Origin of the sequence: Bradyrhizobium sp. JYMT SZCCT0428 (assembly GCF_018131075.1) — a bacterium.
GTDB lineage: Bacteria > Pseudomonadota > Alphaproteobacteria > Rhizobiales > Xanthobacteraceae > Bradyrhizobium.
On record NZ_JAFCLS010000043.1, the window covers coordinates 1 to 19,977 of the forward strand.

The window sequence follows — 19,977 nt, forward strand, 5'->3', positions numbered from 1 at the left end:
TGTCAAGCCCCGGAATAAAAAATATTTCGCTTTCGCCGTCGGGCAAATCATCTCTACGAGTTTGCGTTATCCCGTCCCACTCAGAGGGGCGTCGGCCGTCGTCACGACGAGGGGCGGGTTGCGGTGGACGTAACAGTTGCGATGGACGGTCGCGGCTGAAGCGTACGGCGAAAGCGTGTGGTCCTGGCGCCCGTAACGGCGTTAAGTCCTGCGGGAGCTAACGCTTCCGAGGGGCGACGGTGGCAATAGAGGCCGTCTCACCGGGGAGAGCGCGTCATAAGCCGTAAAGCCATTGCGCAGGGAATGTCGGATGTTCTCCGCTGCCCTGTATGCTCATGTGCAGCATACTTATGCACAATCGCACATGAGACCGCGGGTGCAGCGCGCATCCGGCATTCCCTGCGCCCTCTGAATTGAGAGGGCGGAGAATTTCTAGACAAAGCTCGGGCGCAACGCGTCGCGAGATCGCGAAGTTGCGTTTAACCGTCATCCCCGCGCAACGGCTTCGCCGTTGTCGCTGGAGGTGCGAGCGCAGCGAGCCTCGAAGGATGAATCGGCCACAGACGGGCCGTCGTCCTTCGAGGCGCGCAAGAGCGCGCACCTCAGGATGACGGGTCTTGGAGTGAACGCGGGGGGTCGACAGCAATGTGTGGCGCTGCACCATCCCCGTCATTGCGAGGAGCGCTTGCGACGAAGCAATCCATGCCTCAGCAAGCGGAAATGTGGATTGCTTCGCTACGCTCGCAATGACGTGGAAAGAGCTCGTGCCCTCGCCCTCAACCTTCCTTCTTCGCCTTCGCGCGCAGCTTCATCTCGCGGTAGCGCGCTGCGCCGCCGTCGCGGTTGTTCTGCGGGCTGCGCTCGACGGCCAGCGCATCGTCGGGCACGTCCTTGGTGATGACGGAGCCCGAGCCGATATAGGCGCCCTTGCCGATTTTCACCGGCGCCACCAGCGACGAATTGGTGCCGACGAAAGCGCCCTCGCCGATAACAGTCTTGTGCTTGAAAAAGCCGTCATAGTTGCAGGTGATGGTGCCGGCGCCGATGTTGGAATTGGCGCCGACATGGGCATCGCCGATGTAGGAGAGATGGTTGACCTTGACGCCGGCTTCGAGGTGAGCGGCCTTGGTCTCGACGAAATTTCCGATCCGCGCGCCATCGCCGAGCGAGGTGCCGGGCCGCAGCCGCGCATACGGGCCGACGGACGCCTTCTTGCCGATCGAGGCCTGTACGATGTGCGAGAACGAATGGATCACCGCGCCGTCGGCGATGGTGACGCCGGGGCCGATCACCACGAACGGCTCGATGGTGACGTCGTTGCCGAAGGTGGTGTCGGCGGCAAGATGCACGGTTTCCGGCGCGATCAGCGTCACGCCGGCGTCGAGCGCTGCCTTGCGCAGCCGCGCCTGCATCACAGCTTCGGCTTCGGCGAGCTGCGCCTTGGTGTTGATTCCGCGCACTTCATCCTCGCTGGTTTCAATCACGACGGCCTCCAATCCCATGTCCCTGACGAGTGCAACCGCATCGACGAGATAATACTCACCCTTGCTGTTGGCATTGCCGATCCGCTCGAGGATCGAGAGCGCCTTCTTGCCGTCGAACGCCATCACCCCGGCATTGCACAGCGTGACCTTGCGCTCCTCGGCGCTGGCATCCGCATGCTCGCGGATCGCCACCAGCTGATCACCCTCGACGAGCAGCCGGCCGTAACCGGTGGGGTCGGCAGCGCGGAAGCCAAGTACGGCGATCGCGGCCCCCTTCTCCAGCGGCGCGCGCATTCGCGCAAACGTCTCGGCCGATATCAAAGGCGTATCGCCGAAGGCGACGATCAGGTCATCGGCGCCGCGCGCCAGCGCCTCGCGGGCCGCCAGCACCGCATGCGCGGTGCCGAGCCGTTCGCGCTGGATGAAGGTCGCGGCATCGGGACGTATCCGCGCAACCTCGTCGGCGACCGCCTTGTGATCGGGGCCGATCACGACGGCGAGCGAGGCGCCCGCGCCGTTCGGGGCGGCATCCAGCACATGCGCCAGCAGCGACTGGCCGGCCACCGGGTGCAGCACTTTCGGCAGCGAGGACCGCATCCGCGTCCCCTCGCCGGCCGCAAGCACCACCGTCAGGCTGGATCGAGCAGTCATGAGAAGTCCTCAAATATCAGGGCCAAAGGCAACGGCGCCGTCTTTAGGTGTTTTCGCTGTGAGAGGAAACCCGATTCGCCGTCCCGCAAAGTTCCGGATTCAAGATCATGGCAGAATTCCTGTTAATGTTTGACCTGTGATTCGGCGGGCCTCGGGAGGGCCAAAGACGTTTGGCCAAGAATTCCGACCATCGCGCTGGCGGCCTCGAGACGGACGATACCGGCGGCGTGCTGAGCGGTTTTCTGGCCGAGGAAGAGGATCTCGACCGCCGCGCGCTGTGGCGGCTCGGATCGTGGGGCGTCGGTGCGGTGGCCGCGGTCGTCGTCGCCGTGATGGCGAACCAGACCCAGTTTGGATGGAAGCGCGACCAGATGGCCGCGACCGATCTCGGCCAGCGAGCGCAGCAGATCCAGAATGTTGCCAATCAAACGGAACGCGAGGCGCGACGGCTCGCCGCGGCCATCGATACGCTCAACAGCGATCGCGACCGGCTCTATGCCCGCGTCACCGGCCTGGAACGCGGGCTGGACTCCGTGACCGGGTCCATCGCCCGCCAGAATTCCGCCGCGGCATCGCCTGCCCCGGCAGCGCCTTCGCCTGCCGAGCCCCAAGCTACCCAAGCCGCGCAAACTCCCGCTCCCGCCGTGGCGCCGGTGGCGACACAGACGGCCGCGGCAACGCCTGAGAAATCCGTCGCCAATCCAGTCCCGACCGAACCCGGCTCGGCGGCGGCTTCATCCGTTGCCAAGGATCCGGCCAAAGAATCTGGCAAGGAAACAGCCAAGGAAACGATCAAGACCGAGTTGCCGAAGGTCGAAGCAAGGAAGACCGACCTGGCAAGGTCTGAAGCCGCCAAAGCTGAAGCGGCGAAGCCTGAAGCGGTAAAGTCCGACACGGCGAAAATCGATACCGTGAAGATCGAAGTTGCGAAGGCCGACGCGGCGACGCCGGCGACGCCGCTGGTCGCCTCACAGTCCTTCATGGCGCCGCCCGATCCATCCGCCACCAAACTGGTCGAACCCACCAAGCCCCTGAGTTCGGTGATCGCGAGCCCGATCCCGGAAGTGGTGGCGGCCGCACCGGCAACGGACGCCGAGGCGGACGAGGAAACCGGTCCGAAGGTTGCGATCCAACGCACCCAATTCGGGGTCGATCTCGGCACCGCCAATTCGGTCCCCGGCCTGCGCGCGCTGTGGCGCGGGCTGTTGAAATCGAGATCGAACGCGCCGCTCGCCGCGCTCCGCCCGATCATCGTGATCAAGGAAAGCACCAACGGGCTCGGCATGCAGCTTCGGCTGGTGGCAGGTCCCATCAACGACGCCGGAGCTGCCGCCCGGATCTGCGCCGTCCTGGCCGAAAACAAGCGGAACTGCGAGACGGCGATCTTCGACGGCCAACGGCTGTCGCTGACTGGCGACAGCCCCGCGCCTGCACCGGGCGCAAAACCCGCGCCGCGCCGGCGGGGTGCGGTGGCGAAACGAGCGGCCGTGGTCGCGGAGGACCCGGCAAAGAAGCCGGAAACAGCGGCAACGACCGCGGTCTCGTCCTGGTTCGGCAAGCGAGGCCAATAGATATTTCATTGTAGTACAAGGGGTTGCGGCCAGACTCTGATCCGTTTTTGCCGCCCCTTAATGTCCTGTGGTGGCTTGTCCCGCCGGCCATTCCCGACCATATTCGCCCCGCCATCCATCCAAGCCCGAGAAAATGCCGCTGTGAAAAAAATTCCGTTCCGGCTGACGCCCTATCAGGTGCAGTTCCTGTTGGTGGTCGGCTTCGTCACCGTCGGCTACGCGCTCTATCTGCGCTATCTCGCGGTCGAGTTCTCCACCGTCGCGCTGGCGTGCGACGCCGGCCTGCAGACGATGATCTGCAAGGCCCGCACGCTCGCCACCACGCTGTTCAAGAATTCGGTGTTCGGCATCGTGGCGCTGATCATCGCGGTGCTTCACGTGATGCGGCCGTCGATCGTACTGCTGACCGGTGGGCTGATCGCGGCCGGGCTTGGGATCGTGCTCTATAATGTGGTGCTGTCGGGGATCGCGATCGGGCTGCTTATTTTGGGGTTTGCACGGCCCGCGCCCGCCACAGCGTAAGCGCGAGCAGGAAGTAGATCGCGCAGGTCCACATCGCCTGCCAGTTCTGCGCGCCTTCGTTGAACCCGATATAGAGCATGGCCAGCACGAGCAGTCCGGCAAAGGCCGATTCGGCGATCGGGCGCGTGCCCTCCTTCGGCCGGTTGACCAGCATCAAGGCGGCAAACGGCACCACGGCCATGGTCAGCGAAGCGAACGGAAAATCGCGATAGCGCGGATCGAACGCAAAACCGAGCGCGGTCTCCGCGCCGATCACCGTGGCGACAACCAGCGTCAGGCCGAGCAGCACTGAGAGCACCGATCCGGTCCGGCCATCGCGCGGGCCGAGCAATTCGAGGAAGGTCGGCAGCGGCCGTCCCGACATCACAGCGTTGGCGCAGAGCATCGGCGACGCGATCGCGGCCGCCAACAGCGCCCCCCATTGCAGCCAGCCGCCGGTCCCGTAGCTCTCGTAGAACATCTTGTCGGCGGCGACGCCGAGCAGCATGCCGGAAATCGTCGCGGACGTGCCGACCGCAAGCCAGGCGGCCAGCCGCGGCTGCCACGGCCGCCGCCGCAACGTCAGCCAGCCCGCGAGAAACACGAAGAAGCTGAGCGCCATGCCGCATCCCATCTGCAGCTTCCAGAACGGGAAATTGCTGATCTCCTGGCCGGGCGGATATTTCACCGCCCGCTGGGCGGCATCGATCAGGCCCCAATAGCCGCCGACGGTGCCCTCGAGCTGGCGCTTCCACGGCTGGTCATAGGCCTCGATCAGGTTGACGCGAAAGCCTTCGCGCTTGGCGAGATCGAGAATTTCGGAAACGACGCGCGCCTGGTTGGTGCGCGACGGCAGCGCGCCCTCGCGCATCCGCCCGGCGCTGGGCCAGCCGGTCTCGCCGATCAGGATCTCCTTGCCCGGAAAGGCGACCGCGATCCGCTTGCGGATCGAATCGACATGGGAGGCGGCAAACTTCGCGCGCACCGGCATGTCTTCCCAGTACGGCAGGATATGAATCGTGACGAAGTCGACGGCATCGTAGATCTCACGGTTGCGCAGCCAGAATTCCCAGACATCGGCATAGGTGACGGGAATGGAGACCTGTGCCCTGACCGAGCGGATATGGGCGGCGAGATCGGACGCCGTCATTTCACCGCGCAGCAGCACCTCATTGCCGACCACCAGAGCAGTAATGACACCGGGATATTGCTTGGTCAGGCCGACCGTGATCGCGATCTGGGAAGCGTTCTTGATCTGGTTGCTGGAGAGCCAGATGCCCTGAATGACCTTCAGCCCGACCTTGGCGGCAAGGGCCGGAACCTGATCGAGCCCGTTCTCGATCGAATAGGTGCGCACGCAATCGGTGATCTTGGCGAGCTGCGCCAGATCCTGCGCGATCTGGTCGGCACCGATATGGGTGGTCGGAATCAGCGGCGTCTGCGCGTCGCGGAACGGCGCGTAGGAAACGCATTGCAGTTTCGCGTTGGGATCGATCGGGGCGCGCACAAGCATGATCGGTGTGGCCAGCCACCACCACACGGCCGCGATCATACCAAGCGATGTCAGGAGAAGCGCCAGCGGCGTACGAAGAGAAATCAGTTCCATCCTCCGGGCGGGGCCCGTCGATTAGCTGGTCACCGGCGTTCTGCCAAGAGTGATATGCCGGCAGGATAGACCTAATCCAGCCAATCCCCTGCGACGATTTTACCACGCCGCGATAAAGTTGTGAGTTTGCTGGACAAAATCCGAAATAACCGTCATGGGAATCCGGCAGCGTCTCCGCCGCATTGGGGACCAATTTGGACGGCAACTAGCCAAGCCATCACGAGCCGCCGGAATTGCCATTTCGGGCATCTCCTGCGGGCATGAAACAAGTCGGGGAATGTATGCGTCGAAGTGGGCCTGATCTCAAAAATGCGGTTTTGCGCCACCTTGCCGTTGCCGGCCTTGTTGCAGGCTTGGCCCTCCTGACCGGATCGGGCGGGGCGTTCGCCCAGAGCGGCACGCCCGCCCCGGACCAGCCCGGCAAGCCGCCGGCGGCCAATGCGGCCGACCCGACCAAGGATAATCAGCGGAAAACCGACGAATTCGTCGAGGCTACCCAGGCCATCAACGGCCCCGGCGGGAACCCGGAATGCGTCTGGCTCGGCCGGCGCGTGGTCCGCCTGATGTGGCGCGACGACCTCGATACCGCATTCCGGCATCTCGACCTCTACGACCGGTTCGGCTGCCCCGGCGGCCATGTCCAGGCGACCTTCCGCTGCCTGACCCGATTCGGCGGACAGATCGACGACAAGGTGCCGAGGAGCCTGGACGACAGGGTTCACGCCTGCTGGATCAATCCGGCCGCACAGCCGCAGGCCGCCGTCGCGGCCAACCCGGCCGCGCCTGCCCCCGCAACCGCCGGCAACGCGGCACCCGCCCCAGCTCCCTCGCCCGCTCCCAGCGCCAGCCCGACGCCAGCGAAGTAAGCGCCCAAGGCCTTGCAATTAAGGCCTGCAATATCGGCTCGAACGGAACGAACGTGATTATTCAGCGTTTGTTCAACTCCGCGCCCTTAAAACGCCATGGCGTCATATCAGTTGAGAATTCGCACGGCAGGACTATTCTTAAACCTGCCGCCGTGTCGGTCGAACCTAGGGGACGGGTTCGCTTTCCCCTTTCTAGGCCCCGTTATGGTTTAGCCGCCGATGCGCGCCGTCGTCGCCGTTCTGCTGTTTGTGACCGCAGCTCACGCTGCGTTGTGGGGTCTGTTCCAGGACAAGCAGCCGGCACCCGATTTCCGTGGAATTTTGCCGAGCCTTTCCTATACGCCGTTTGAGCCGGGGCACACCGTCGTTGAGGATGACGCGGAGAAGATTCGCGCCGATATGAAAAAGCTCTCGACGCTGACGCGGGCAATTCGCCTGTACGCGTCGACGGAAGGCAACGAACTGGTGCCGGCAATCGCCGCGGAATTTGGCCTCAAGGTTACGGTGGGCGCCTGGATCGACAAGGACAAGGACCGCAACAAGCGCGAGATCGAGGCGGTCATCAATCTCGCGCGAAAAAACAGCAACGTCATCGGGGTGGTCGTCGGCAACGAAACCATCTACCGGGGCGAACAAGTCCCGATCGAGAATCTTGTCGCTCTGCCGGACCTTGACTCCGAAGGTGCACGCATCCAACGCGAAGAGGTACAGCGGCTGCAGGAAGCGGAAGCCCAGCCTGAAGACAAGCGGGCTGAAGCGATAAAATGGACGACTGCACAAAACAACGTGTTTCGTCTGGGGCGGCTGATCCAGCGGATCAAGAAATCCGTCAACGTTCCCGTGACGACAGGCGAGATCTGGAACATCTGGCGCGATTATCCGCAGTTGGCCAACTCCGCTGACTTCATTGGCGCGCACGTGCTGCCCTATTGGGAAAACTTCACGGACAAGCAGGCGGTCGATCAGGCCGTCGCGATGTACCAGCTGTTGCGCGACCAGTTCCCGGGCAAACGGATCGTAATTGCCGAGTTCGGCTGGCCGAGCGCCGGTTACAATCTGCGCAATGCCGAGCCCGGCCCATTCGAGCAGGCTGCGGTGCTGCGCAATTTCGTCGCGCGTGCCGACGCCATCGGCATGGACTACAACATCGTCGAGGCGATCGATAAGCCCTGGAAATTCAACGAAGGCGGCGTCGGACCCTATTGGGGCATTCTGGATGCTTCCCGCGAACCCAAATTCAGCTGGACCGGCCCGATCGTCAATCTGAACTACTGGAAGCTGGCGCTGATCGCGCTCCTGGTCGGCATCCTGTTGTCGCTGCCGATCCTGCGGCTTGAAAAGCCCACCGTGATGCAGGCGCTGGTGCTGTCAGCGGCCGCCAACGGCGTCGGCGCCTGGGCCGCCACCGTGTTCGCTTACTGGGACGGGCACTATTTCGTGCTCGGCTCGGCCTTCGCGCTGACGCTCGGCCTGATCCTGCTGGTGCCGCTGGTGCTGATCGCGATGGCCCGGATCGAGGAAATCGCGGCGGTCGCCTTCGGGCACGGCCCGCGCCGGCTGATCACCAAGAGCGCGCCGCTGGCGCCCGCCACCATCGGCGAGAACGTTGCCTTCCCGAAAGTGTCGATCCACATCCCCGCCTATTTCGAACCCGTCGAGATGCTCAAGCAGACGCTCGATGCGGTGTCGCGGCTCGACTATCCGAACTTCGAATGCGTCTGCATCATCAACAACACGCCGGATCCGGCATTCTGGCAGCCGATCCAGGATCATTGCCGCTCGCTCGGCGAGCGCTTCAAGTTCATCAACGCCGAGAAGGTGCAGGGCTTCAAGGCAGGCGCGCTGCGCATCGCGATGGAGCGCACCGCGACCGACGCCGAGATCATCGGCATCATCGACGCCGACTATGTCGTGCATCCGGACTGGCTGAAGGATCTCGTTCCGGTCTTCGCCGACCCCCGCGTCGGCCTGGTGCAGGCGCCGCAGGAGCATCGCGACGGCGACCTGTCATTGATGCACTACATCATGAACGGCGAATATGCCGGCTTCTTCGACATCGGCATGGTCCAGCGCAACGAGTTCAACGCGATCATCGTGCACGGCACGATGTGCCTGATCCGCCGTTCCGCGATGGATATGGCCGGCGGATGGTCCAGCGACACCATTTGCGAGGACACCGATCTCGGCCTGACCATCCAGCAGCAGGGCTGGCTGACGCACTACACCAACGTCCGCTATGGCGAGGGCCTGCTGCCCGACACCTATGAGGCGTTCAAGAAACAGCGTCACCGCTGGGCCTATGGCGGCTTCCAGATCGTCAAGAAGCACTGGCGGCGCTTCCTGCCCGGCGGGAGCCGGCTTTCACCGGATCAACGCCGCGAATTCTCGCTGGGCTGGCTGAACTGGCTCGGCGCCGAGAGCCTCGGCGTGGTCGTGGCGATCCTCAATCTGATCTGGGTGCCGATCGTGGCGTTTGCCGACATCGCGATTCCCGACAAGATTCTGACGCTGCCGATTATTGGCGCCTTTGTCGTCTCGCTGGTGCATTTCATCTCGCTCTATCGCCTGCGGGTGAAGATCAAGGCCGGGCAGATGCTGGGCGCCATGATCGCGGCGATGAGCGTGCAGTGGACGGTGTCGCGTGCCGTGGCCCAGGGCCTGATCACCGAGCATCTCGCCTTCGCCCGCACTTCCAAGGGCGGGCTATCGCGGATGTCGATCGAATTCCAGGCGTTCTGGGAGGCCGTGATCGGCGTGCTGCTGCTGGTCGGCGCCACCGTGCTGGTGGTCATGAACGGCTACAAGCAGGTACGCGAGATCTACATCTTTGCGGGCGTGCTGGTGCTGCAAAGCCTGCCGTTCCTCGCGGCGGTCGCGATCGCGCTGCTGGAGAACTCCCGGATCAACTCGTTCGCCTTCTGGCGCGACGGCGCGGTGCGCACGGCGGAACTGATCGGGATCCGTCCGGTCCGGCTGCCGACGGTCGCGCGCCCCTCCCAGCCGGTCGCATCCGAGATTCGCCGGGAAGCCAATTAACGGACGGTGAACCGATCGGCGCTGCCCGCTTGAAGAAGCCGGACTAACCGCAAGCCGAACCTCAGGAATCTGGATCGGGCGGCCTAGCATTTTCTGGCGCCGGCGCTATTGACCCGCAGGGGTCCGCCCCCTACACAGCGCGTCGAGTGAGCGCGTAGCTCAGGCGGTAGAGCACGTGACTTTTAATCATGGGGTCGAGGGTTCGAGTCCCTCCGCGCTCACCAATGAAATCAATCTCTTACTGACTAAATGCCTGCTACGGTCTAGCAAGTCTTTCTCTTGTGCACACACCCTGCACACATTCGGGGACGTAGATGGAGCGCACAAGAATGAGCCCAGCTTCTGGGCGTGCTTATCCATCTGAAATTAACAACACGATTGGTCAGCCGGCATTACGGCGGGCTGACAATCCCTGCAGCAGACTGCGAACGCGAGCGTGCGCTAACCCCCTTGGGTCAGTTGCTGCATAATCTGTTGAAACATTTGGGCCGGATCGTTCTGACCACCCTGACCACCCTCACCACCGCCCGTTCCTCCGCCTTTGATTTCCAGCACTTTGACCGCCACCAAGGGGAGCCGCATAAAGCCGCCAGACACCACATCGAGTTCCTGCGCATTCAGAACGTCGCTCGCATTGATTGCTTCGGTCATCACAGTTCCCCTTTGATTAAACCAGCGCGATCATCCGGGCTGGTGCGGCCAAATTTAGCGACACTGCTCTCGTCGCGATGTGACGGCGATCACGGAGGTGTCTGAACTCTGGCGTGGGCGCACATTCTGGAATGAGAACCCCGCCCCCAGCCGGCCAGCTTGGGCGGGATTTTTTCGTTAGGTTGGCGACCTCAATTAATTGCAAAACCCGCCGGAGTGAACGGCAGAGCATCAGTCGCCTTTTGCCTCAAGGGAAATCGGGCAAGAGAGAGCGCCAGTTTGAAGCGGCCTCCCCAGGTTGCGGCGGCTTCGGGATCAAAGGCTATAGCTCGCCACGAAAGCCTCTTTCATTTTCACAACGAGGAAGTCCTTCTGTCCTTCGCCGGCCTTGCGCCCTCCGGTGACGTTTTCGAGTTCTTTGTCGCGGATTTTGTCGCTCAATTGAGCCTGCTCGGTCTTCATTGTCCCGCTCCGTGTTGTGGCGCTGTGCCGTTGATGTCGAGCGAGTATGAGGGCAGCGGGCGGTCTAAACCGTGAGACGGCTCACATAAGAACGAGCCGCCTGGGTGAACCGGCGGCCTCTCTTCAAGCCGACAGGTCGTCCCGAACGGGAATGCCCCGTCCGCGCTAGCCCCCGGGCGGGGGATTTCATGTCATCTGAAGGCCTGGAGTTTCAATTCGTAATTACTGCGCATCAATCGCTATTCGATTGACGAGTTTTCATCGATGCTCGCCAACGTTAGAAACGGCCATAGTGCTTAGTCTAACCGAATTCGCGCGACCCAGCCTGTACCGTTGGGAACAGCGTCACGAGAATTTATCCGTCAATGTCGCAAAAGCCGAGGGCAATGGTGCATCGGGAGAAAAAGGAACTAGGAGAGCGACATGAAATCGGATTATCAGATTGAGACAACCGAAATGACGGGCGAGCAGCTTGACGCTGCAAGCGGCGGTGCCGGTGTCATTGCTGGCTTCGGGGTGCGGACGGATCAGCGGATTGCGTTGCAGCAACAGCTTACCGCGGCGTATGCCCGCAACAATCCAACTGATTACTACGGGTATTTTGGCTGACCGTTTGAGTTTTATGAGGAGGCCGCCCCGCTGGCGGCCTCTTTCGATAATCAGGACGCGGCTTTTTGCGCGCCTTTAGAGCGTTCGCCAAATCTCATCATGGAACGTGTTGGGTACAAAGAGGCCGGCTGCCTTCTTGATCAGCTCCAGGTATTTTTGATCCGCAAGAAGCTTCAGCCCCATAGCCTCGTACTGGGCCAAGTTCTCGTAGTTGGCAATCCAAGCCATGCGAGCAGCATTACCTCCAACCGGAACGGCTATTTTTAGATCGATGCCCGTAGTTGTTTTTACTTGGGTACTGATCTCGCTTGCAAATGCCATTGCTGCCGACAACATCCCAGGCGCGACGCTAACACTCCTCTGAACCAAAATCATCGAAACCTCCCTTAGGATTTATTTTGGAATGGTGAAAAGCACGAATGCATTGCAGTGCAATGCTGACCCCAAAAACTCCGCAAACTTTGATCTAGGTCAAGAAGGCCGGCCCGTTGCCGCTTTTTCCGGAATTCGCTCCGCCTACATACGCCACGAAATGCGTACAACTACCAAGTTTTCCCGATTCTACTTTTCTGCAATCTGACCGTGTCCGTTTGTCCTCACAGCATGTCTGTGGCGCCACTTTTCGAGTACACCCAGCGCCGGGTGGCACCACCGCTGCCCTACGCACCAGCTGCAACAGGTCGCATCACCAAGCGGTGGCGCGTTTACGTACAGGTGGTGTCCTTCATCGTCCCGGTTACCCAAGGGCGCGAAGCCAGTCAGGATCGCGTTGTCTTCAGCGCCTCGATCGCCTTCATCACGTCCGGATCCAGTCCTGTTCCTCCCGTGTCGAGATGGGCCAGGATCGCGCTACGCATCCTCGGATCCCAGAACTTCCTGATATGATCGGCAATGCCCGGCACCGCCTTGTCGTGGCCCTGGCTCTGGAAGAATTTGCCAATCTGGTTGGCCATGTAGATCAGCCGGTCAGGCGACATGGGCGGCTCCCTCGGCGGCGACGCCGGCGCTGATCCGGCCGGGATGGGTGAAGACTTCGAACCCGTCGCTCCGGGCAATAGCGGCAAGCGTGATGCCGGCGGCATCCGCCGTCCGCACCGCCAGCGCCGTCGGCGCGGAGACGGCAACCATCAGCGGCGCGCCCATCGCTGCAGCCTTCTGCACCATCTCGACCGAGACGCGGCTGGTCAGCAGCACGATGCCTTCGTCCGCGGCAATCCCATCCTGCGCGAGTGCGCCGACGAGCTTGTCGAGCGCGTTGTGGCGGCCGACATCCTCACGCAGCGCAACATTGCCGCGTGCCGGCGTCCAGAACGCTGCGGCATGTACCGCGCGGGTCTCGACATTGATCCTCTGCAAGGGCGGCAAGCTCTGCATCGCCGCCATGATCTGTTGTGGCGAGAATGATCGGCCTTGCGGGACGACGGCCGCCGGACGGACCGCCTCCGCGATGGAATCGATGCCGCACAATCCACAGCCGGTGGGCCCTGCAATATGCCGCCGCCGTTCGCTGAGCTGGTCCGCTTTCGATTGCGCGAGCCACATTCGCAGCTCGATACCGTCGTCAAGGGAAACGATGTCGAGGGATTCGATCTCTCGAGGCGATCGCACGATCCCCTCGCTGAGGCTGAAGCCAACGGCGAAATCCGCAAGATCCTGCGGCGTCCCCATCATGACGGCATAAGTTCCGCCATTATAGGTCAGCGCGAGCGCGGTTTCCTCCGGAATGATCCTCGCGCCCTCACTCCGGCCACTGTCGCGCCAGACCAGACGATCCACCATGCGAACCGGCTCGTGCATGGTTACTCCGCGGCTTCCACGACGGGCGCAATGCGACGCGAGTGACGGGCCTGCTCGTCATAGGCTTTTTGCCAGTCCGACGGACCATTCGACGGCGAGATCTGCACCGCCGTGACCTTGTATTCAGGGCAATTTGTCGCCCAGTCCGAATAGTCCGTCGTGATGACGTTGGCCTGCGTGTCCGGGTGATGGAAGGTGGTGTAGACCACGCCCGGCGCTACCCGATCGGTGATCTCCGCCCGCAGCGTGGTCTCGCCGGCACGGCTCTTGAGCCGCACCCAGTCGCCGTCGCGCACGCCACGCTGTTCGGCGTCGTGCGGATGAATTTCCAGCAGGTCCTCGCTGTGCCAGACGACGTTGTCCGTGCGGCGCGTCTGCGCACCGACATTGTACTGGCTGAGGATGCGGCCCGTGGTCAGCAGCAGCGGGAAACGCGGCCCGGTGCGCTCGTCGGTCGGGATGTATTCGGTGATGACGAATTTGCCCTTGCCGCGGACGAAGCCGTCGATATTCATGACCGGCGTGCCCTCCGGCGCCTTGTCGTTGCAGGGCCACTGCACCGAACCGAGTTCTTCAAGCCTGGCGTAGGATACGCCGGCGAAGGTCGGCGTCAGCGCCGCGATCTCGTCCATGATCTGCGACGGGTGATCATAGTGCATCTCATAGCCCATCGCCTTGGCGAGGCCGATTGTGACTTCCCAGTCGGCAAGGCCGTTGCGCGGCGTCATCACCTTGCGGACGCGCTGGATGCGCCGCTCGGCGTTGGTGAAGGTGCCGTCCTTCTCGAGGAAGGTCGATCCCGGCAAAAACACATGAGCGTAGTTCGCGGTCTCGTTGAGGAAGAGATCGTGCACGATGACGCATTCCATCGACGACAGCGCCGCCACCACATGCTTGGTGTTGGGGTCGGACTGCAGGATGTCCTCCCCCTGCACATAGAGGCCCATGAAAGTGCCTTCGATCGCGGCGTCGAACATATTGGGAATGCGCAGGCCCGGTTCGGGATTGAGCTTGACGTTCCACATCGCCTCGAACTGGTCACGCACCGCCTCGCCGGAGATATGGCGATAGCCGGGCAATTCGTGCGGGAATGAACCCATGTCGCAGGAACCCTGCACGTTATTCTGGCCGCGCAGCGGGTTCACGCCGACGCCGGGCCGGCCGATATTGCCGGTCGCCATCGCAAGATTGGCGATGGCGATCACGGTGGTGGAGCCCTGGCTGTGTTCGGTGACGCCGAGACCGTAATAGATCGCGCCATTGCCGCCGGTGGCGAATAGCCGCGCCGCGGCGCGCAACTCCTTGGGATCGACGCCGGTCATGATCGCGGTTGCTTCCGGGGAGTTCTTCGGCTGGGCGACGAAGGCGGCCCAATCCTCGAACTCGCTCCAGTTGCAACGCTCGCGCACGAAGGCTTCATCGGCGAGGCCCTCGGTCACGATGACATGCGCCAGCGCGGTCAGCACGGCGACGTTGGTACCGGGCATCAACGGCAGATGGTGTACCGCCTTGAGATGGGGAGCCTCGACCATTTCGGTGCGCCTGGGATCGATCACGATCAGCTTCGCACCCTGACGCAGCCGCTTCTTCATGCGCGAGGCGAACACGGGATGCGCGGCCGCCGGATTGGCGCCAATCACGATGATCACATCACTATGTTCGACCGAATCGAAGTCCTGCGTCCCGGCGGAGGTGCCGAACGTCGTCGACAGGCCGTATCCGGTCGGCGAATGGCAGACGCGGGCGCAGGTATCGACATTGTTGTTGCCGAAACCGCCGCGGATCAGCTTTTGTACGACGTACACATCTTCATTGGTGCAGCGGGATGAAGTGATACCGCCGACGGCGTCGCGGCCGTACTTCTGCTGGATGCCCTTGAACTTGGCGGCAGCGAAGTTGAACGCTTCGTCCCACGACACCTCTTGCCAGGGATCGTCGATACTTTCGCGGATCATCGGCTTGAGAATGCGTTCCTTGTGGGTGGTGTAGCCCCAGGCGAAGCGGCCCTTGACGCAGGAATGGCCGCGGTTCGCCTTGCCGTCCTTGTATGGCACCATGCGCACGACTTCCTCGCCGCGCATTTCCGCCTTGAAGGTGCAGCCGACACCGCAATAGGCGCAGGTGGTTACGACCGAATGTTCGGGCTGGCCGATCTCGATCACGGATTTTTCCGTGAGCGTCGCGGTCGGGCAAGCCTGCACGCAGGCGCCACAGGACACGCATTCGGAGCCGAGGAAACTTTCGCTCATGCCGGGCGACACCCGGCTGTCGAAGCCGCGGCCGGAGATCGTCAGCGCGAAGGCGCCCTGCACTTCCTCGCAGGCCCGGACGCAGCGCGAGCATACGATGCACTTCGACGGATCGTAGGTGAAGTACGGGTTGGACTCATCCTTCGGCATCCATGCGTCGTTATCGCAGCCATGCGACCTGGCGAACACATGGTTCTCGCCTTCATAGCCGTAGCGCACGTCGCGCAGGCCGACGGCGCCCGCCATGTCCTGCAATTCGCAATCGCCATTGGCGGCGCAGGTCAGGCAATCCAGCGGATGGTCGGAGATATAGAGCTCCATCACGCCCTTGCGGAGCTTCTTCAGCCGCTCGGTCTGGGTGTGGACCACAAGGCCGTTCATGACAGGCGTGGTGCAGGATGCCGGCGTGCCGGCACGGCCATCGATCTCGATCAGGCACAGCCGGCAGGAGCCGAAGGCGTCGACCATGTCGGTGGCGCAAAGTTTCGGGATCTGCGTGCCGACCTCCATCGCCGCGCGCATGATCGAAGTGCCCTCTGGCACAGTGACGCTGTTGCCGTCGATGGTCAGCGTGACCATCGTCTCGGATCTGGAGCGCGGTGTTCCAAAGTCGGTTTCATGGATCAATGACATTGCGCCCTCTCCTATTCCGCGGCCTGCAAGCGGGCCGGTGCCGGGTCAAAATCTTCCCGGAAATGCTTCAACGCGCTCATGACGGGATACGGCGTGAAACCGCCCAGGGCGCAGAGCGAACCGAATTTCATGGTGTTGCAGAGATCCTCGACCACGGCGATGTTTTCCGCCACGCGCTCGCCCGACCTGATCTTGTCGATCGTCTCGACGCCGCGCGTGGAGCCGATCCGGCACGGCGTGCACTTGCCGCAGGATTCGACGGCGCAGAACTCCATCGCAAAGCGCGCCTGTTTGGACATGTCCACGCTGTCGTCGAACACCACGATGCCGCCGTGGCCAATCAGGCCGTCCCGTGCCGCAAAGGCTTCGTAATCGAACGGGGTGTCGAACAGTTCGCGGGGAAAATACGCGCCGAGAGGTCCACCGACCTGCACGGCGCGCACCGGGCGGCCACTCGCGGTGCCTCCGCCGACGTCGTCGATCAGTTCGCCAAGGGTGATGCCGAATGCGACCTCGAACAATCCGCCGTGCTTGATGTTGCCGGCGAGCTGGATCGGCATCGTACCGCGCGAACGGCCCATACCGAAATCGGCATAGGCTTTGGCCCCGCCGGCCAGGATGAAGGGAATCGCCGCAAACGACAGCACGTTGTTGATCACGGTCGGCTTGCCGAACAGGCCCTTGTGCGCCGGCAATGGTGGCTTGGCGCGCACGATGCCGCGGCGTCCTTCCAGGCTTTCCAGCAGCGCGGTTTCCTCGCCGCAGACATAGGCGCCGGCGCCTACGCGAACTTCGAGGTCGAAGCTGTGGTCAGAGCCACCGACGCGCGCGCCGAGAAAGCCGGCGCGCCTGGCGGCGGCTATTGCCGCATTCATCGCCTCGACCGCGTGCGGATATTCCGAGCGGATGTAGATGTAGCCATAGGTGGCGCCGACCGCGACGCCTGCGATCGTCATGCCCTCGATCACCACGAAGGGATCGCCTTCCATGATCATGCGGTCGGCAAACGTACCGCTATCGCCTTCGTCGGCGTTGCAGACGATGAATTTGCGGTCGGCGCTAGCCTGCGCCACCGTCTTCCATTTGATTCCGGTTGGAAATCCCGCGCCACCACGGCCACGCAAGCCCGAGGTCGTGACGTCGGCGAGGATCCCGTCGGAGCCAAGCTTCAGCGCGCGCTCGAGCCCCTTGTAGCCGTCGTGGGCGCGATAATCCTCGACCGAGCGCGGATCGATCACGCCGCAGCGCGCAAAGGTCAAACGGGTCTGCCGTTTCAACCAGGGGATTTCGTCGGCGATACCGAGCCGCAGGACATGCGGACCGTCTGCCGCCATCGCATCGAGCACGGAGGGTACATCGACCTCCGTCACCGGCCCAAAGGCGACTCGGCCCTGCGCGGAGGCGACCTCGAGCATCGGCTCCAGCCAATACAGCCCGCGCGAGCCGGTCCTGACGATTTCGATCGCCAAGCCGCGGCTGGCGGCGCCGCGTTCCAGCACTTCCGCCACGTCGTCGGCGCCGACCGCGACCGCGCCAGCATCGCGCGAAACGTAAATGCGAAGCGTCATCGCTGCGCCTCCGCGACCAGTGCATCCATACGCGCTTCGTCAAGCCGGCCAACCACGCGGCCATCCAGCATCGCCGACGGCGCGGTTGCGCACAGGCCAAGGCAGTAGATCGGCGCCAGTGTGACGCGCTCGTCGGCGGTGGTATGGCCCAGTGCAATCCCGAGTTTCGCCTCGGCGCGCGCGGCGAGCGCGTCGCCGCCGGCGGCCTGGCAGGCTTCGGCGCGGCAGAGTTTCAGAACATGCCGGCCGGCAGGCTCGCGGCGGAAATCATGGTAAAAGGTAAACACGCCGTGAACCTCGGCGCGCGACAGGTTGAGCGCCGATGCCACCATCGGGATCGCCGGCTCCGGCACGTAACCGAATGCTTCCTGCAGCGCATGCAGGATCACCAGCGTCGCACCCTCGAGGTGGGAATGCTCCGCGATGATTTCAGCGCCGCGTACCGCGGTCCATGGGTCGTAAGCAGGTGTCATCCACATTCTCTGTCGGCGATTTGCTATCCGCCCAAGAGAATTGGAATCGATCCAGGAATCAATAAAGCTGTCTCATGTTGCGATACGGAAACGCGATCGATAGGAAGCCGCAATTAAACGATATCAAAAAGCAATAAATGTAAGTCTGCGTTCTTCGACGTGTTGGTCTGGAGCGGTGGAGTCGAGCGTTCGAGCCGCCCCTCCGTACTCGCAGCCGTTTCTATAATTTTCAGGATCTCGGATTTTATCCGAGAAACCCGCCGGTAGGTGCAACCATGCTGGGTAAGCGCTCGCCCTCGGCGGCCTCCGGTGGCTATCAGCCGATCCAGTCAGACCAACGGCGGATGGATGTGTGGCGTCGAAAACCAAGTCATTGGCGGGCAGTAACAAGACCGGGCGTCGGTGGTTCGGGTAGAGGTCAGCGGTCCACCAAAGTTCGAGGGCGGGCGGCCGCTACCAAACCAGCAACTGGCTGGAAACTCGTTCAACCGCCTTAGAATGCGCGCGGAAAACTCTTTCATGACTTTATCGCTTGATCAGCGTCATGCCTTGCTCATCGCCGAGCGCTCGCGCGATATCGACGTTATCACCGCGGCCGTCACCGCGGTTCTGGCGACGAACCGAGGGGCAACCCTTCTCGATGTCGAAATGGCTTTCCGCGAGGGCGGCTCGCCCGTCTATCTGATCGCCAGCCCCACCCTTTCAGTCGTAATCGGCATGCCGGCATGGCGCGCCGCACTTGACCGCGCCGGGCTCACCCCGGAAGCAAACCAGATCGCGCTGGCAGACAAGGCCGGAGCGCCGCGCCGCCCTTGACCCACCGCTTGCATTCCAGCCCCGCCAGCACCCGACAGCTCGCCACATGAATTTTAGGCACGAGTTCCGTTGATCTACATCAATGCCCCGCACTGACAGCGCCGCAATTTCCTGTCCGGCAGGGTTTGTAGAAAGAGGTTCGGCCATGCTTCGCTATGTTCTTGCTGCTTTTGCGGCACTTGTTCTGCTCGCCGCCAGTTTGCTCCCAGACGATGCCTATGCCCGCGGTCGCGGCGGTGGCGCTTATCGCGGTGGCGGATTTCACGGTGGTGGCTACCGCGGCGGCGCGGTCGCAGTTCGAGGCGCTCGGGGTGGCGCTGTCGCAGTGCGCGGCGGTCGCTACGGTTATGCTGGCTACGGGTATCGTCGGGGCTACGGTGCGGCAGCGGTCGGCGCGGCTGCTGTTGGCGCTGCGGCGGCAGGAGCCTATTACGGCGGCGGCTGCGGCTACGATACCTACGGCAACTGGGTTTGCCCGCGCTACTAATCCGTGTTGAGGCGGCCGTGCGCCAGTGGCACGGCGCTCGGCTGCCAGCGGTAAGTCAGGCACATATCCCAGACGCTGCCCATGGCGGCGGCCGTTTAGTGCACTGGGCGTTATGAGCGGGTGCATCCGGCGATGAGCCGCGAGTTTCAAATCGTCGCCTGCGGCTTTAGCGGCCTGCAAACAATAGGACAGCAACCAGCCCGACGTTCATCAGGCCAAGGGCGATGATGCCTGCGCGATAGAGGAATTCGATTGCCATGGCGCGGTGCTCTCACGGGGCATTGTTCGTGAATTCAACACGATACACCCGCGGGCATCTCCTGGCTTGTGCAGTTTGTGCCATTCGCTATTGAGGCAAAACAACAAAACGTTGGCGCACTTTAACGACACGTATGACCGGCTTCGTCGTCATTTCGAACGGCTTGCCGACGAAGTTGAACAGGCGATGATGGAAGGACGCGTGCAGACCTTTTGACGCGTTGACGGTAGTACCGACGAGCCTAATCTAGAATGTAGA

Annotated in this window: 17 protein-coding genes and 1 tRNA gene; 8 read left to right on the forward strand and 10 right to left on the reverse strand. The window is 62.7% G+C overall.

Annotation, left to right across the window (positions count from 1 at the left end; translation table 11 throughout):
• Window positions 1-776: 776 nt before the first annotated feature.
• Complete coding sequence (gene glmU / locus JQ575_RS32945; RefSeq protein WP_212037341.1) at window positions 777-2,135, reverse strand: bifunctional UDP-N-acetylglucosamine diphosphorylase/glucosamine-1-phosphate N-acetyltransferase GlmU; 1,359 nt, start codon at window positions 2,133-2,135, stop codon at window positions 777-779.
• Between the two features lie 170 nt (window positions 2,136-2,305).
• Between glmU and JQ575_RS32950 the strand changes: the two genes are divergently transcribed.
• Together JQ575_RS32950 and JQ575_RS32955 are read left to right on the forward strand one after the other, a co-directional pair.
• The gene (locus JQ575_RS32950) at window positions 2,306-3,706 is read left to right on the forward strand and encodes a hypothetical protein (protein WP_212037342.1); all 1,401 of its coding nucleotides are present in this window, start codon (window positions 2,306-2,308) and stop codon (window positions 3,704-3,706) included.
• Window positions 3,707-3,847: 141 nt separating this feature from the next.
• Complete coding sequence (locus tag JQ575_RS32955) at window positions 3,848-4,228, forward strand: hypothetical protein (protein WP_212037343.1); 381 nt, start codon at window positions 3,848-3,850, stop codon at window positions 4,226-4,228.
• On the opposite strand, the gene JQ575_RS32960 is transcribed toward JQ575_RS32955, so the two are convergent.
• Complete coding sequence (locus JQ575_RS32960) at window positions 4,188-5,813, reverse strand: beta-(1-6) glucans synthase (RefSeq protein WP_212037344.1); 1,626 nt, start codon at window positions 5,811-5,813, stop codon at window positions 4,188-4,190. The genes JQ575_RS32955 and JQ575_RS32960 overlap by 41 nt on opposite strands.
• Before the next feature lie 281 nt (window positions 5,814-6,094).
• Here JQ575_RS32960 and JQ575_RS32965 point away from each other — a divergent pair, with 281 nt between their 5' ends.
• From JQ575_RS32965 to JQ575_RS32975, 3 genes are all read left to right on the forward strand, one after another.
• Window positions 6,095-6,679: a beta-1-3, beta-1-6-glucan biosynthesis protein gene (locus JQ575_RS32965; protein ID WP_212037345.1), complete on the forward strand. Its 585-nt coding sequence runs from the start codon at window positions 6,095-6,097 to the stop codon at window positions 6,677-6,679.
• 219 nt (window positions 6,680-6,898) lie between these two features.
• Entirely contained in the window at window positions 6,899-9,715 is a 2,817-nt protein-coding gene (locus tag JQ575_RS32970) for a glycosyltransferase (protein ID WP_212037346.1), read from the forward strand.
• A 148-nt stretch (window positions 9,716-9,863) separates the two neighbouring features.
• Window positions 9,864-9,939, forward strand: a tRNA-Lys gene (locus JQ575_RS32975).
• 217 nt (window positions 9,940-10,156) lie between these two features.
• On the opposite strand, the gene JQ575_RS32980 is transcribed toward JQ575_RS32975, so the two are convergent.
• Window positions 10,157-10,366: a hypothetical protein gene (locus tag JQ575_RS32980; protein WP_212037347.1), complete on the reverse strand. Its 210-nt coding sequence runs from the start codon at window positions 10,364-10,366 to the stop codon at window positions 10,157-10,159.
• Between the two features lie 315 nt (window positions 10,367-10,681).
• On the reverse strand, window positions 10,682-10,828 hold the full coding sequence (locus JQ575_RS32985; RefSeq protein WP_212037348.1) for a hypothetical protein: 147 nt from the start codon (window positions 10,826-10,828) through the stop codon (window positions 10,682-10,684).
• A gap of 423 nt (window positions 10,829-11,251) precedes the next feature.
• Here JQ575_RS32985 and JQ575_RS32990 point away from each other — a divergent pair, with 423 nt between their 5' ends.
• On the forward strand, window positions 11,252-11,437 hold the full coding sequence (locus JQ575_RS32990) for a hypothetical protein (RefSeq protein ID WP_212037349.1): 186 nt from the start codon (window positions 11,252-11,254) through the stop codon (window positions 11,435-11,437).
• A 75-nt stretch (window positions 11,438-11,512) separates the two neighbouring features.
• Here JQ575_RS32990 and JQ575_RS32995 read toward each other — a convergent pair whose 3' ends face one another.
• From JQ575_RS32995 to JQ575_RS33020, 6 genes are all read right to left on the reverse strand, one after another.
• Window positions 11,513-11,812: a hypothetical protein gene (locus tag JQ575_RS32995; RefSeq protein ID WP_212037350.1), complete on the reverse strand. Its 300-nt coding sequence runs from the start codon at window positions 11,810-11,812 to the stop codon at window positions 11,513-11,515.
• Between the two features lie 383 nt (window positions 11,813-12,195).
• Window positions 12,196-12,414 (reverse strand): formate dehydrogenase subunit delta, encoded by a 219-nt coding sequence (locus JQ575_RS33000; RefSeq protein WP_192736050.1) that lies wholly within the window; start codon window positions 12,412-12,414, stop codon window positions 12,196-12,198.
• Window positions 12,404-13,234, reverse strand: coding sequence for a formate dehydrogenase accessory sulfurtransferase FdhD (fdhD, locus tag JQ575_RS33005; RefSeq protein WP_212037351.1), 831 nt, complete (start codon window positions 13,232-13,234; stop codon window positions 12,404-12,406). Before fdhD ends, JQ575_RS33000 begins: the two co-directional genes overlap by 11 nt.
• Before the next feature lie 2 nt (window positions 13,235-13,236).
• Window positions 13,237-16,116 carry a formate dehydrogenase subunit alpha gene (fdhF, locus tag JQ575_RS33010; protein ID WP_212037352.1) on the reverse strand — a complete coding sequence of 960 codons (2,880 nt, stop codon included), beginning with the start codon at window positions 16,114-16,116 and terminating at the stop codon, window positions 13,237-13,239.
• Window positions 16,117-16,127: 11 nt separating this feature from the next.
• A complete protein-coding gene (locus JQ575_RS33015) occupies window positions 16,128-17,684 on the reverse strand; it encodes an NADH-quinone oxidoreductase subunit NuoF (RefSeq protein ID WP_212037353.1) in 1,557 nt (518 codons plus the stop codon).
• A complete protein-coding gene (locus JQ575_RS33020; protein WP_212037354.1) occupies window positions 17,681-18,157 on the reverse strand; it encodes a formate dehydrogenase subunit gamma in 477 nt (158 codons plus the stop codon). Before JQ575_RS33020 ends, JQ575_RS33015 begins: the two co-directional genes overlap by 4 nt.
• A 498-nt stretch (window positions 18,158-18,655) precedes the next feature.
• Between JQ575_RS33020 and JQ575_RS33025 the strand changes: the two genes are divergently transcribed.
• Window positions 18,656-18,973: a hypothetical protein gene (locus tag JQ575_RS33025; RefSeq protein ID WP_212037355.1), complete on the forward strand. Its 318-nt coding sequence runs from the start codon at window positions 18,656-18,658 to the stop codon at window positions 18,971-18,973.
• A gap of 145 nt (window positions 18,974-19,118) precedes the next feature.
• The gene (locus JQ575_RS33030; protein ID WP_212037356.1) at window positions 19,119-19,460 is read left to right on the forward strand and encodes a hypothetical protein; all 342 of its coding nucleotides are present in this window, start codon (window positions 19,119-19,121) and stop codon (window positions 19,458-19,460) included.
• The last annotated feature ends 517 nt before the right edge of the window (window positions 19,461-19,977 follow it).